Source organism: Gammaproteobacteria bacterium (assembly GCA_037388465.1).
Lineage (GTDB): Bacteria > Pseudomonadota > Gammaproteobacteria > SpSt-1174 > SpSt-1174 > JARRKE01.
This window is the reverse complement of the sequence record JARRKE010000007.1, coordinates 21,008-35,075: the sequence shown is the minus strand read 5'-3', so window position 1 is coordinate 35,075 and position 14,068 is coordinate 21,008. Positions and strand designations below refer to the sequence as shown.

At 62.2% G+C, this 14,068-nt stretch carries 8 protein-coding genes and 1 riboswitch; of the genes, 5 read left to right on the top strand and 3 right to left on the bottom strand.

What is annotated here, in order from left to right; translation table 11 throughout:
• Positions 1–52 precede the first annotated feature (52 nt).
• Complete coding sequence (tkt, locus tag P8Y64_02660) at positions 53–2,038, bottom strand: transketolase (protein ID MEJ2059377.1); 1,986 nt, start codon at positions 2,036–2,038, stop codon at positions 53–55.
• A 445-nt stretch (positions 2,039–2,483) separates the two neighbouring features.
• Here tkt and P8Y64_02655 point away from each other — a divergent pair, with 445 nt between their 5' ends.
• From P8Y64_02655 to P8Y64_02635, 5 genes are all read left to right on the top strand, one after another.
• Positions 2,484–3,281 (top strand): PhnD/SsuA/transferrin family substrate-binding protein, encoded by a 798-nt coding sequence (locus P8Y64_02655; protein MEJ2059376.1) that lies wholly within the window; start codon positions 2,484–2,486, stop codon positions 3,279–3,281.
• Positions 3,282–3,366: 85 nt separating this feature from the next.
• A complete protein-coding gene (gene metK / locus P8Y64_02650; GenBank protein ID MEJ2059375.1) occupies positions 3,367–4,551 on the top strand; it encodes a methionine adenosyltransferase in 1,185 nt (394 codons plus the stop codon).
• A gap of 24 nt (positions 4,552–4,575) precedes the next feature.
• A riboswitch (S-adenosyl-L-homocysteine riboswitch) is annotated at positions 4,576–4,655 on the top strand.
• Positions 4,656–4,670: 15 nt separating this feature from the next.
• A complete protein-coding gene (ahcY, locus tag P8Y64_02645) occupies positions 4,671–6,086 on the top strand; it encodes an adenosylhomocysteinase (GenBank protein MEJ2059374.1) in 1,416 nt (471 codons plus the stop codon).
• Between the two features lie 57 nt (positions 6,087–6,143).
• On the top strand, positions 6,144–7,001 hold the full coding sequence (metF, locus tag P8Y64_02640; protein MEJ2059373.1) for a methylenetetrahydrofolate reductase [NAD(P)H]: 858 nt from the start codon (positions 6,144–6,146) through the stop codon (positions 6,999–7,001).
• 12 nt (positions 7,002–7,013) lie between these two features.
• On the top strand, positions 7,014–7,739 hold the full coding sequence (locus tag P8Y64_02635; GenBank protein ID MEJ2059372.1) for a 16S rRNA (uracil(1498)-N(3))-methyltransferase: 726 nt from the start codon (positions 7,014–7,016) through the stop codon (positions 7,737–7,739).
• 25 nt (positions 7,740–7,764) lie between these two features.
• On the opposite strand, the gene P8Y64_02630 is transcribed toward P8Y64_02635, so the two are convergent.
• Both P8Y64_02630 and P8Y64_02625 read right to left on the bottom strand, forming a co-directional pair.
• Positions 7,765–8,238: a chemotaxis protein CheW gene (locus P8Y64_02630; GenBank protein MEJ2059371.1), complete on the bottom strand. Its 474-nt coding sequence runs from the start codon at positions 8,236–8,238 to the stop codon at positions 7,765–7,767.
• Between the two features lie 17 nt (positions 8,239–8,255).
• Positions 8,256–14,003 (bottom strand): Hpt domain-containing protein, encoded by a 5,748-nt coding sequence (locus P8Y64_02625; GenBank protein ID MEJ2059370.1) that lies wholly within the window; start codon positions 14,001–14,003, stop codon positions 8,256–8,258.
• Positions 14,004–14,068: the final 65 nt, after the last annotated feature.

The window sequence follows — 14,068 nt, the reverse complement described above, 5'->3', positions numbered from 1 at the left end:
CATTAAAAATCAGTGCACAGCGGGCCCCCAAGCCCGCTGTTGGTCAGTCATTTCAGAGCACGCCCTCGACCGCCTTCACGACGTTCTCGACGGTGAAGCCGAAGTGCTTGAACAGGTCGCCGGCCGGCGCGGATTCGCCGAAGGTGTCGATGCCGACCACCGCACCTTCCAGGCCCACATACTTGCGCCAGTAATCGGTCACGCCCGCTTCGACGGCCACGCGCGCACGCACGGCCTTGGGCAGCACGGACTCCTTGTAGGCCTCGTCCTGGGCGTCGAACGCATCGGTGGAAGGCATGGAAACCACGCGGATCTTCTTGCCGCTCAGGGCCTCGGCCGCTTCCGTCGCGAGCCCGATCTCCGAACCCGTGGCGATCAGGATGGCGTCCGGCGTGCCGTCGCAATCCTTGAGGATGTAGCCGCCCTTTTCGATAGCGGCAATCTGCGCATCAGTGCGTGCCTGGTGCGGCAGCCCCTGACGCGACAGGATCAGCGAGGTCGGACCGTCCATGCGCTTGATGGCCATCTTCCAGGCCACGGCGGTTTCGACCGCATCGCAGGGGCGCCATACGGACATGTTGGGCATCATGCGCAGGGTGGCGGTCTGCTCCACCGGCTGATGGGTGGGACCGTCTTCGCCGAGCCCGATGGAGTCGTGCGTGAACACCTCGATGTTACGCACCTTCATCAGGGCCGCCATACGCAGCGCGTTACGCGCGTATTCGGAGAACATCAGGAAGGTCGCGCCGTAGGGCACAAAACCGCCGTGCAGGGCGATACCGTTGATCATCGCCGTCATGCCGAACTCGCGCACACCGTAATTGAGGTAATTGGCATCCGGGGTGCTGGCCCGCATGGGACGGGCGTCCGGCCACATGGTCAGGTTGGAGCCTGCCAGGTCGGCGGAGCCGCCCATGAAATCGGTGAACTCGGCGAAGCCCTTGATGGCGTTCTGCGAGGCCTTGCGCGAGGCGATGGTTTCGCCCTTGTCCGCCACGGACTTGACGAAGGCGTCGGCCTTGGCATCGAAGTCGGCGGCCAGCTCGTTGCTCACGCGGCGTTCGAAGTCGGCGGCCAGTTCCGGGAACTCCTTCTTATAGGCCTCGAACTTGGCGTTCCAGGCCGCTTCGGCCTGAGCGCCATTGTCTTTGGCATCCCAGCCGGCATAGATCTCGTCCGGGATCTCAAAGGGACCGTAGTTCCAGCCCAGTTCCTTGCGCGCAAGCGCAATTTCGTCCTCACCCAGCGGCGCGCCGTGGCATTCTTCCTTACCCGCCTTGTTGGGCGAGCCGAAGCCGATCACGGTCTGGCAGCAGATCAGGGTGGGCTTGTCGGTCACGCTGCGGGCCTGCTCGATGGCCGCCTTGACCGCATCCGCGTCGTGGCCGTCGACCTTGGGGATCACATGCCAGCCGTAGGCCTCGAAGCGCTTGGGCGTGTCATCGGTGAACCAGCCTTCGACCTCACCGTCGATGGAGATGCCATTGTCGTCGTAGAAGCACACCAGCTTGCCCAGACCGAGGGTGCCCGCCAGGGAGCAGGCCTCGTGGGAGATGCCTTCCATCAGACAGCCGTCGCCCAGGAACACGTAGGTGTAGTGGTCAACGATCTCGTGGCCGGGACGATTGAAATGCGCGGCCAGCGCCTTCTCCGCGATGGCCATGCCCACACCGTTGGTCACGCCCTGGCCCAGCGGGCCGGTGGTGGTCTCGATGCCGGCGGTATACCCGTATTCCGGATGCCCGGGGGTCTGAGAGCCCAGCTGGCGGAAACGCTTGAGCTCATCCATCGGCAGGTCGTAACCGGTGAGATGCAGAACGGCATACGGCAGCATGGAGCCGTGACCATTGGACATGATGAAACGGTCACGATCCGCCCAGGACGGATTGCCCGGGTTGTGCTGCATGTAGTCGTTGTAGAGGACCTCGGCGATGTCGGCCATCCCCATGGGGGCGCCGGGATGACCGGACTTGGCCTTCTGGACGGCATCCATGGCAAGCGCACGGATGGCATTGGCCAGCTCTCTGCGAGAAGGCATAGCGTTTTCTCCTGTGAGTCTGTTATCTGAAACCGGTTGCATTGGGCATTTCCCCCCAGACGCGGAACACGGGCCGTATCGTGAGCTTGGTCTTACGATGGAGCGCGCCATCGGGCGGCGCCCCGATGGATCATGCGTAGATGCCTGGCGCTTGTTGAATCAGCGCGCAAAAGCCTGCCAAGGGCCCGAAAATCAAAGGCGGGTATTCTCCCTTAACTGTACTCGGCGGGCAATAGCATGCTTGCACCCGCCCCCAAAATGGCCTAACTTATTGATTTGTATGAAATGACGAGCTGAGAGCACCTTGCAGGTTGCCCCTGCCCCCTGCCCTGACTAGACTCGAAATGCCGGAGTCCGCCAGGAAACCACCGCTGACGGTTATGCCGGCCCATGGCCAGGATAATAACGACATCAAGGCCGTTATAAGTTAATGAGGAGTTGACGGATGCCTACCCTGCGTCGTTTGTGCACCCTCTGCCTGCTTCTGGCCCTGATGGCCCCGGGCAGTCTCTGGGCAGCAACCTATAGCCTGATCGTTCAACCTATTTTGCCCCGCGCCGCCATCCTCAAAGGCTGGCAGCCGCTCGCGGACTATCTCAGCAAGGCCACCGGGGACCATATCCAGCTCGAAGCGGCCCTGAATTTCCTGACCTACTGGGAATCGATGCGCCAGGGCAAATACGACCTCGTTCTCGATGCCGCCCATTTCACCGGCTACCGGATCGAGAAGATGAACTACACGCCGCTGGCCAAACTGCCGGGCACGGTCAGTTTCGCCCTGGTTACCGGCCCCAAGACACTGATCTTCGACCCCAGCGAGCTTAACGGGCAACGGATCGCCACCCTGCCCGCCCCCGGCCTGGGTGCGTTGCGCCTGAACGCCATGTTTCCCAACCCCGCCCGCCAGCCGATGCTGGTTACGGTGAACAACTCGGAGGAAGCGGTTGAGGACCTGCTCGCCGGCAAGGTCAAGGCGGCCATGATCCCCGCACCGCTGGTCGGCAATTACCCCAACCTCAATACGGTTCTGACCACGCAGCCGGTACCCCATATGGCCCTGTCGGCCAGCCCCAAGGTGCCCAAGGCCGTGCAGGACAAGATCCGCAGCGCCCTGTTGAACGCCACCAAGACCCCGGCGGGACAAAAGATGCTGCAAGCGGTGCACATCGAAGGTTTTCAGCCGGTCTCGGCGAACACCTACGCCCCTTATGCCAAACTCCTGCAGGATACGTGGGGATATTGATACGGGGACTGTGCCCTCCCGCTCCATTGGACTACAATGCGCGCTTTTCGCCGGTGTCACGCATTGACGTGGAGCAAGCCCAGACATGAGCGCTGATTATCTCTTTACCTCCGAGTCCGTGAGCGAGGGTCATCCCGACAAGCTCGCCGACCAGGTTTCCGACGCCATTCTCGATGCCATCCTGGCCCAGGACGCGCATGCCCGCGTCGCCTGCGAAACGCTGGTCAAGACCGGCATGGTGCTGTTGGCCGGCGAGATCACCACGACCGCCAACATCGACTACGAGCACCTGGTCCGCGGCGTGGTCAACGACATCGGCTATACCAGTTCCGAGATGGGCTTCGACGGTGACACCTGCGCCGTCCTGAACGCCCTGGGCAAGCAATCTCCGGACATCGCCCAGGGCGTCGACCGCGAAAGCCGTGAAAACCAGGGCGCCGGGGACCAGGGACTGATGTTCGGCTACGCCAGCCGCGAGACCGAAGTGCTCATGCCCGCGCCTATCACCTATGCGCATCGTCTGGTGCAGCGCCAGGCGCAGATTCGCAAAAACGGCGAACTGCCGTGGCTGCGTCCGGATGCCAAGAGCCAGGTCACCATTCGCTACGAGGAAAGCCAGCCGGTCGCCGTCGATGCGGTCGTGCTCTCCACCCAGCACGAACCCGGCATCAACCAGTCGGAACTGCGCGACGCGGTGATGGACATGATCATCAAGGATGTCCTGCCGCACGAATGGCTGACCAAGGACACCCAGTTCCACATCAACCCGACGGGCTCGTTCGTCATCGGCGGACCGGTGGGTGACTGCGGCCTCACCGGGCGCAAGATTATCGTCGACACCTACGGCGGCATGGCCCGCCACGGCGGCGGCGCCTTTTCGGGCAAGGACCCCTCCAAGGTGGACCGCTCGGCCGCCTACGCCGGCCGTTACGTGGCCAAGAACGTGGTCGCCGCCGGGCTTGCCGAGCGCTGCGAGATCCAGGTGTCCTATGCCATCGGCGTGGCCGAGCCCACCTCGATCAGCGTCAACACCTACGGCACGGGCACCATCAGCGACAATCGCATTGCGGCGCTTATTCGCGATCACTTCGATCTGCGCCCGTGGGGCATCATCACCATGCTCGATTTGCTGAAGCCCATGTATCAGCAGACCGCCGCCTACGGGCACTTCGGCCGCGACGATATCGACGTTCCCTGGGAACGCACCGACCGTGCCGAAGCGCTGCGCGAGGCCGCCGGCCTCGGCGCCCTGGAGGAAGCCTCCGTCTGACATGACAAACCGCTAACCATTACGCCGGCTGAGGAGCGTTGCAACTGACCCCGCGTCAGCCAGGCTCAGCCGGCAAATCCGTTTAACAACGGCGCTCGACGAACTTGGAGACAAGTGACATGAATGCTGTTGTCGATTCCAGCTTCACTGACTACAAGGTCGCCGATCTCAGTCTCGCCGACTGGGGACGCAAGGAAATTGCCATCGCCGAAACGGAGATGCCCGGCCTGATGGCCGTGCGGGACAAGTACCGCGATCAGCAGCCGCTCAAGGGGGCGCGCATCGCGGGCAGCCTGCACATGACCATCCAGACCGCGGTCCTGATCGAGACCCTGAAGGACCTCGGCGCGGATGTCCGCTGGGCTTCCTGCAATATCTTCTCCACCCAGGATCACGCCGCCGCCGCCATCGCCGCCGCCGGTACGCCCGTGTACGCCTACAAGGGTGAAAGCCTGGAGGAATACTGGCAGTACACCCACAAGATCATGGAATGGGCCGACGGTGGCACGCCCAACATGATTCTCGACGACGGTGGTGACGCCACGCTGCTGATCATTCTGGGCAGCAAGGCCGAGCAGGACATCAGCATCCTCGACAATCCCACCAGCGAGGAAGAGGTCGCGCTGTTTGGCGCCATCCGCGCACGTCTCGCCGAGGACCCGCAGTGGTATTCGCGTATCCACGCCAACATCAAGGGCGTGACCGAGGAAACCACCACCGGCGTGCATCGCCTGTATCAGATGCAGAAGAAGGGCGAGCTGCCCTTCCCCGCCATCAACGTCAACGACTCGGTCACCAAATCCAAATTCGACAACCTTTACGGCTGCCGGGAATCGCTGGTGGACGGCATCAAACGCGCCACCGACGTCATGATCGCCGGCAAGATCGCCATGGTTCTCGGCTACGGCGACGTCGGCAAGGGCTGTGCGCAGTCCCTGCGCGGCCTCGGCGCCACGGTGTGGGTCACCGAGATCGACCCGATCTGCGCCCTGCAGGCGGCCATGGAAGGGTATCGCGTCGTCGACATGGAGGACGCCGTCTCCCAGGCCGACATCTTCGTCACCACCACCGGAAATTTCCATGTCATCACGCACGATCACATGGCGGCGATGAAGAACGAAGCCATCGTGTGCAACATCGGCCATTTCGACAACGAGATCGACGTGGCCAGCCTGCGCCAGTACGAATGGGAAAACATCAAGCCCCAGGTCGATCACATCATCTTCCCCGACGGTAAGAAGATCATCCTGCTCGCCGAGGGACGCCTGGTGAACCTGGGCTGCGCCACGGGTCACCCGAGCTTCGTCATGTCCAACTCCTTCACCAACCAGGTGCTGGCGCAGATGGAGCTGTACTGCAACCCCGACAAGTATGAAAACCAGGTCTATGTGCTTCCCAAACACCTGGACGAGGAAGTGGCGAGACTGCATCTGGAAAAGATCAACGCGCAGCTGACGCGATTGACCCAGGAGCAGGCCGATTATATCGGCGTGCCGGTGGACGGCCCCTACAAGCCGGAACACTACCGCTACTGATCACTCACCTCGTGACGGCCGGGCGACATCAGTCGCCCGGCTGCATTCTGGAGGCCCATGGACTCTCAACGACACCATCCCCGCGTCTTCAGCTTCGAATTTTTTCCGCCGAAAACGGACGAAGCCGCGGACAGACTTCGGGATACACGCAACACACTCGCCGGACTCAAGCCGCGTTTCTTTTCCGTCACCTTCGGTGCCGGCGGCTCCACCCGTGACCGCACCCTGGATACGGTGCTCGAAATCCAGCGTGAGACGGACATCGATGTCGCACCGCACCTGTCGTGCATCGGCTCCACGCGCGAGCAGATCCGGGATATTCTCTCCACCTATCGCAGCAACGGGATACATCACATCGTCGCCCTGCGTGGCGACATGCCGTCCGGCATGCACACACCCGGCGAATTCCGTTACGCCAATGAACTGGTGGAATTCATCCGCGCTGAAACCGGCGACCATTTTCATATCGAGGTCGCCGCCTATCCTGAATTTCATCCCCAGGCCGTCAACGCCTTCGTCGACCTGCAAAACTTCAAACGCAAGGTCGAGGCAGGCGCCGACAGCGCCATCACCCAGTACTTCTTCAATCCGGATGCCTACTTCCGCTTCGTGGATGACTGCGAACAGATGGGACTGGATATTCCGATCGTCCCCGGCATCATGCCCATCACCAATCACAATCAGCTGGCGCGCTTTTCCGATGCCTGCGGGGCCGAGATCCCGCGCTGGATCCGCAAACGGCTGGAAGCCTACGGCGACGACCGCGAATCCCTGGTCGAATTCGGCCATGACGTGGTCACCCGGCTCTGTGAACAATTGCTGGATGGCGGTGCACCCGGACTGCACTTTTACTCGATGAACCGAACCGGCCCCACTATGCGCATCTGGGAAGCCTTGGGCCTTCCCGGCAGCTGAGGCGGAGCGCCCATGCGCAAGGACCGTGTTTACCTGCCCTTGCCGTTGCAATCCGGCAGTATCGTCCAACTGGATGAGCGCGGTCATCGCCATCTCACGCAGGTGCTCCGCAAACGGGCCGGTGATGAGGTCACGCTGTTCAATGGCGACGGCCATGACTATACGGCGCGCGTCACCGAAAGCTCGCGGCGCGAAACCTGTGTCGAGGTCCTCGCCTCGGCGCCTGCCGCCGCCGAATCTCCGCTGGCGCTCACACTCTGCCCGGCCATCGCCAAGACGGACCCCATGGCTTACGCCCTGCAGAAAGCGGTGGAGCTCGGCGTGCATGCCATCCAGCCGCTGTACACGGAACGCAGTCAGCCGCTCATGCAAGGGGATCGTCTGCGCAAGCGCATGCAACACTGGGAAGGCATCCTCATCAGCGCCTGCGAACAATGCGGCCGCGCCCGGATACCGGAACTCTTCGAACCCCTCGCGCTGCACGACTGGCTGGCCCGGACGGATGCGGACTGCAAACCCGCCGCGCTTGCGCCGGGCAGCACCACTCGCCTGAAAGAGCTGCAAAGCAGCCCCTCGCACCTGCTGGTGGGACCGGAAGGGGGATTTTCAGATCAGGAGATCGAGACATTGACCCGGTCGGGTTGCCAACCGGTCAGCCTGGGACCGCGCATCCTGCGCACGGAGACCGCCGGCGTCGCCGCGCTGGCCGTCCTGCAAGGGCTGTTCGGGGATCTCTAAAGCGCCGGCGCGCTGCCGCAGCGGCTCAGAGCCGCTCCATCACAGTGCTGAGGGTGCGCTCGATTTCGCTCAGATTGGCGATCAGCCCATGCTGCTGGGTACCCATGCGCACGTAGGTACTGACGTAATTGCACGCCTCGCTGTTTGCTTCGGTATCCGCCTCGAGACTGCCCTGATTGATCTTCATGGGATGCGGGATACCCGCAATCTCGACGGCATAAAACGGCAAGCCTGCATAACCGTCGATGCCGTAGAAGATGGCCAGACGCTGAGCCGGCATTTCCAGCGCGCGGTTGTCGCCGCACAGGGCTTCGAGGCAGAGCACGGGGATTTGTTCTGCGCGCCACTCGACCACCCCCTTGAACCACGGCGGCGTTTTGGGCACCTCGCTAACCAGCTGGCTACCGGTAAGCTCCGCCACCGTCGCCTGCGGGACGAGCAGGAACTGCCCGCGTAACGGGACGAGCAGTGCGTTTATTTCCTGTTGCTGATCTGACATTGACTGTTGTCTGACGCTCACGCGTCACCGCTGGAAGTGAGCATATCCTGGATATTTTCCAGCAGCTCCGCTTCCTGATAGGGCTTGCCGAGATACCGGTTGACGCCGATGCTCATCGCGCGTTCACGGTGCTTTTCACCGGTACGTGAGGTGATCATGATGATGGGCACATTCTTCAGGCGCTCATCGTTGCGCATGTGGGTGGCCAGTTCGAAGCCGTCCATACGCGGCATCTCGATATCCAGCAGCATCAGATCCGGCACCTGCTCATGCAATTGGGCGACGGCATCGACGCCGTCCTTGGCGGTGATGACTGCGTAATCATTACGCTCCAGCATGCGCGCGGTAACCTTGCGAATCGTGATCGAGTCGTCCACGACCATGACCGTCTTGAGTTTGGCCGGCTGTTCTTCGATACGCTCGGCGACGACATAGGTAAAGTGGCGACCGGCACCGAGACGTACCAGCGCCGACATATCCAGAATCAGCACTACGCGGCCGTCGCCCAGGATGGTCGCACCGCTGATCCCCTTCGCCTTGCTGATCTGCGGACCGACGGATTTCACCACGATCTCACGGCTGCCGAGCAGCGCATCGACATACAGCGCCATGCGCTGATCGCCGGAGCGGATCAGCAGCACCGGATACAGCAAGGCCTCGTTTTCCACGACGGGGTCGGCCACTCCCAGCAGCGCACCGAGGTGCTTCACGTGATATTCGTTCGCCGCATATTCCAGGACGGGGTCGTCCTCTTTGAATTTTTTGGCAAGCTCGGCCCCTCCCACGCGGACAATGCCTTCCACACTGGTCAGTGGTACCGCAAACAGGTCTTCGCCGGCCTGGACCAGCAGCGCCTGGTTGATGGCCAGCGTAAACGGCAGGGAAACCGTGAAGGTCGTTCCCTGTCCCTGCTTGGAATCGATACGCAGCACGCCGCCCAGCTGCTTGATTTCATTATTGACGACATCCATGCCCACACCACGCCCGGAGATCTGACTGATCTCCTTGGCGGTGGAGAAACCGGATTCCAGTATGAACTGCAGGATATCGTTATCGCCCAGTTTATCGGCCGGGCCCATCAAGCCCTGCTTGAGAGCCTTTTCACGAACGGCGTCCAGATTGATGCCGCCACCGTCGTCCGTCACCCGCAGCACCACGTCCGAGCCTTCACGGCCGATGCTGATGGAAACCGTCCCGGTTTCGGGTTTGCCTGCCTTGACCCGTTCCGCCGGCGCTTCGATGCCGTGATAGATGGCGTTGCGCAACATATGCTCCAGTGGCGCCACCATGCGTTCGAGCAGGCTGCGATCCAGTTCGCTGCTCTCACCGTTGATCAGGAACTCGACCTTCTTGCCCAGCTCGTCGGCCGTCTGTCGGACCACGCGGCGCAGACGCGGCACCATGCCGGTAAACTGCACCATGCGCGTACGCATGAGCCCGTCCTGCAGGTCCGTACTTACCCGCGACTGCTGCAACATCAGGGTTTCGGCGTCGCGTACCTGTTCGCGCAGCAGATCCTGAATACTGACCAGGTCGTTCACACTTTCCGCCAGGGCGCGCGACAGCTGCTGCAAGGTGGAATAACGATCCATTTCCAGCGGATCGAAGTCCTCCTGCATCTCCTCTTCCCCCTCATGTTCCTGTTCGTAGGAGAAGCGAATCTGCGCCTCCGTCTCAAGCTCCAGGCGGCGCAGCTGTTCGCGCAGACGGCGCACCGTCTGATCCAGCTCGTTGAGGTTGAACGAGAAGTTGGTGACCTGCTGTTCAAGACGCGAGTGGAAGATGTTGACCTCACCCGCGTTATTGACCAGCGTATCGAGCAGATCAGAGCGCACGCGGACCAGTTCCTGCGACTGCGTGGGCCGTGCAGCGGGCGTGGGGCGTGCCTCCGGACGACTGCGCGCCAGTTCCACGACATTGCTTTCATGCTCGGCGGCCTCACCGGACGGCGCCGCCTCTTCGCCGGCAACCGCCGGCGTTTCCTCGTGCGGCAGCCCCGTGACTTCGGCAGGTGCGGCTTCGCTCGTCTCACCGGCTTCAGGAACCACCTCGGCCGCGGGAGACGCGCTTTCCTCGGCAGGCGCAGACGCGGTCTCGACCGGCTTGCCCGCGCGCAGACTGTCGAGTTCGACGATGAGTTGCGGTTCGGCGGGCACCGGCTCGCTCCCCCGAGCCCGGTCAAGCATCGCGCTCAGGCGGTCCAGCGCCCGATGCAGGCCGGAAAATATCTGCGGCCCCGACTCACGCTGACCTTCGGCGATCGGGATGATCAGCGATTCGACCGCGTGACTCAGATCACCGATATTCTTGAATCCGGCCATACGTGCACCGCCTTTCAGGGTGTGCAGATGGCGCTGCAGTTCGGTAATCGGCTCGTTCTGGCCGGGATTGTCTTCCCACGCCTGCAACGTGTTGTCACAGGCATCCATGATCTCGGTGGCTTCCTCGAGGAAAATATCGACCAGCTCGCCATCCAGGTCGGCTGGCATGTCCGGTGGAGGCATCCCCGTAGCCGGCGCTGCCGGACGGGCGGGTTCGGGCCGGGATTCGGATACGGGTGCAGCCGCTTCAGCCTCGGCCGAAGCCGTACTGCTCGGCATATCCACCCGCAGATCCTCGATCTGCTCCCGCAGCGAATCCCCCGTCGGTACCGACGTATTTTCGGCCAACGCCTCCAGGACGCGACGCGCGTGCGTGATCGCCTCGCCCAGCAGCGGCAGCGCCGCACCCGGATAAGGCAAATCGAGCTCCTGCCGCCCTTTGGCATAACGCTCCAGGGCGGCAAAGATGTCCGACATTTCGGGAACGTCCGCGGTCCTCGCGCTGCCGTTCAGAGTATGCAGGGCGCGCAACATATCCGGCGAGGGTTCGATATCGCCGGTGCCGGCGGCACTGAGAATCTCCTCCAGGGTGGCGAGATGCTGTTCCGATTCCTGCTTGAATATATCGAACAGAACGGGGTCAATGCGCGGTTCTTCGCCGGCCTCTTCACTGACTTGGTAATCTTCGAGTTCAGCGGCCTCCTCCTCGGCCAGGGTCTCGAGATCGAATACCGTCTCCGCCTCTTGCTCGGGCGTCTCGATGGCCGCTGCCTCCAAGGAGGCATCGGGTTCGACCGCTTCATCGGCGGTGAACCATTCGCTCTCTCCTGCCTCGGCGGCAGGCACCTCCATCACTGAGGTCGGGCTTTCGCTCTGATCTTCTGCAGCCGGTTCGGCTGCCGGCGCCTCGGGCTCGGCGTTTTCCTCGACGAAGGCGTTCAGGTCGGCTTCGCTTTCCGCTACTTCACTTCCCGGAAAATATTTTTTTGTGTAGTCCGGGCTGCACATGGCCTCGGCCTCTTCCATGAGAGCGTAGACCTCCGCGCCCGCATCGCCCTCACCACGCAACTGGGTGACGAGTTGGGGCAGGGCGGCCACGGCCTTGTGCAACGTCTCGAAGATGTAGTCCGCAGGCTCGATGGTCTTGTCGATGACCCGGTTCAGCAAACTCTCGAAACGCCAGGCGAATTCACCGATAAGCATGGCACCGACCAGGCGACCGCTACCCTTCAGGGTGTGGAACGACCTGCGGACCGTGGTCAGCGCTTCTTCATCTCCGGTGTTCTGCTCCCAGCGCGGCAGATACTCCCGTATGCGCTCGATCTCCTCCTCGGCTTCCTCAAGGAAGATATCCAGAATCTCAGGATCCGGCTCCCCGACCAGCGCCTCAGGCCATTCGACCGGCTTTTCCTCCGCCGCCACCTGCACCGGCTCAACCGCCTCGGGCGGTGGCTCGAAGCTGCCAGCCGCTTCCAGGTCCTCGATTTCCAGATCCTCGTCGATCAGCGGTCGTTTCAGCTCCTGGGTCTGCGCCTCATCGAGCATCAACGGCTTCTCGACTTCTTCCGTCTGGAGGTCCTCAACGGAGAAGGGGATCTCGAGCTCCTCGGTCTGCGCCTCATCGATCGTCAGCGGGGTATCGAGCACCTGGGTCTGCATCTCATCCGGATTGAGTACCTCGAGCGCTTCGCTCGCTTCCTGCTCCGGCAACGCGTTGTCCAGTTCGATCTCTTCGATGAGCGCCGTTTCACTCTCACTTGCAGCCGATTCAAGCTTGGCCACACTGGCCTTGCCGACGTCGAGGATTGCACGGTGCTCTCCGCGATTGGCGTCGATGGCCTCGAGGTAAAACTCGACACTGGTGATGGCGTCAGCCAATGCCTCCAGCTGCGCACCGGCAGGCACGACGCCTTCGGCCAGGATTTTTTGTTTGATGAATTGCTGCAGCGCATCGAGCAAGGACGTCACGCCTTCCATGGGCAGCATGGAAATGGCGCCCTTGATGCGTTCGATCAATTCCGGAACCTTGTGGATCGGCGTCTGATCGGAAGGCGTGGAAATAAACTCCAGCACGGCGTCCTTGCAGCGATTGATGTCCACGAGCACTTCGCGGATGACCGCACCCTGAACGCGCTTCAATTCCGCGGCCGGGAACGGACCGGCACCCTTACCCTCGTCGTCTTCACCGGATTCCCTGCCCAGCAGGAAATCGTCGATGGCGGTCTCGACCTGAAGCAGAACCTCGGCGGCCTCCTGCAGGACGGTATCCAGGTCTCCGCCCTGGTTGGAAAGCAGTTCCTGAACGACCTCGGCCTCACGCTGCATCAGCTTGCGCGGCTGTCCGAGCCCGAGCATGCCCAAGGTATCCGCAATCCGGTGCAGCTTTTCGACCAGCGGCTCGAGCATGGAGACGTCCTTTTCATCCGCATTGATGAAAAGCTCGAACTGATCCTTGACCTCCGCCAAGTCGTCCTTGACGACCTGGGTCACCGTATTCATAAGTGCGAGATTCGGCCCGCCCAGACTTTCGCGGGCGGCCTCGATCTCCGTGTCGCTGGCAACCAGCCGGTCGAGGCGGAACGCCTTTTTCACGGCGCCGACGTCACCCTCCCGCACCGTCGCCTGTGCCACGTAGTACAACAGGTTGTTGACCAGATCCGCCGGCAGGGCCGCAGTCGTCTCGCTCTCGCCGTGATCTATCACACTCTTGATCTGGCGATCCACGCGCCCCATCAGCATCTTGACGGTGACGCCGCTTTCCAGCCCTTCCTGCTGCAGCGCCTGGGCCAGGGCGCCGGCGACCCACCAGAAGCGCTGCGTCTCGTTGCTGTCGCTGGCGCGGCGCAGGCGGGTCAGCACCTCGTGCAGGCGCCCCAGGCTGCCCGCAACGTCTTTATTCCTGAACCAGCCGAGCAAGCCAAGCTGGAAGCTGTGACGCAATTTGGCGGCCAGCTTCTGCAGATCCTCGTCGGTGCGGTCCTGCGGCAGGGCTTCGTCCGCAGCCGCATGGTCGGGGACGAAAAAGACGTTTTCGGTAAGGAGATTCGCCTCGCGCGAGGTGCGCAGGTCGTTCAACAGAGGCAGCAGGACGACGGCGGTGTCCTTATGACCGGTCTGTACGTATTCGATATAGCCAGGCAGCTGGATAACGGCCCGCATCAGAACTTCAAGGGCGGACGATGCATCCTTGATGTCTCCACCCTGCACACGCTCCACCACAGCCAGCATCTCATCGGCGAGCATGACGGCACCGTGCAGCTCCACCATCTGCAATGTGCCTTGCACCTGCTTGAGCAGATCCCGAAAGGCCTGCAGGGCCTCGGTATCCGAGTTCTCCGATTCAAGATACTGCTCCAGAGACTGCCGCGCCTGGACCAGTACGCTATCGAGCTCGGACTTTACCCAGTCCAGGGCATTGTATTCCGCTGTAGCGTCGTCACTCATAGGCCACCCGGCGGTTTCGTGCACTCATCGATCGACATACCGAACGCTTGCACAAAACCTTGCTG

Excerpts from the sequence above, each read along its gene's own strand:
- tkt (MEJ2059377.1), bottom strand. The coding sequence starts at position 2,038 with ATGCCTTCTCGCAGAGAGCTGGCCAATGCCATCCGTGCGCTTGCCATG.
- P8Y64_02655 (MEJ2059376.1), top strand. The coding sequence starts at position 2,484 with ATGCCTACCCTGCGTCGTTTGTGCACCCTCTGCCTGCTTCTGGCCCTG.
- metK (MEJ2059375.1), top strand. The coding sequence starts at position 3,367 with ATGAGCGCTGATTATCTCTTTACCTCCGAGTCCGTGAGCGAGGGTCAT.
- ahcY (MEJ2059374.1), top strand. The coding sequence starts at position 4,671 with ATGAATGCTGTTGTCGATTCCAGCTTCACTGACTACAAGGTCGCCGAT.
- metF (MEJ2059373.1), top strand. The coding sequence starts at position 6,144 with ATGGACTCTCAACGACACCATCCCCGCGTCTTCAGCTTCGAATTTTTT.
- P8Y64_02635 (MEJ2059372.1), top strand. The coding sequence starts at position 7,014 with ATGCGCAAGGACCGTGTTTACCTGCCCTTGCCGTTGCAATCCGGCAGT.
- P8Y64_02630 (MEJ2059371.1), bottom strand. The coding sequence starts at position 8,238 with ATGTCAGATCAGCAACAGGAAATAAACGCACTGCTCGTCCCGTTACGC.
- P8Y64_02625 (MEJ2059370.1), bottom strand. The coding sequence starts at position 14,003 with ATGAGTGACGACGCTACAGCGGAATACAATGCCCTGGACTGGGTAAAG.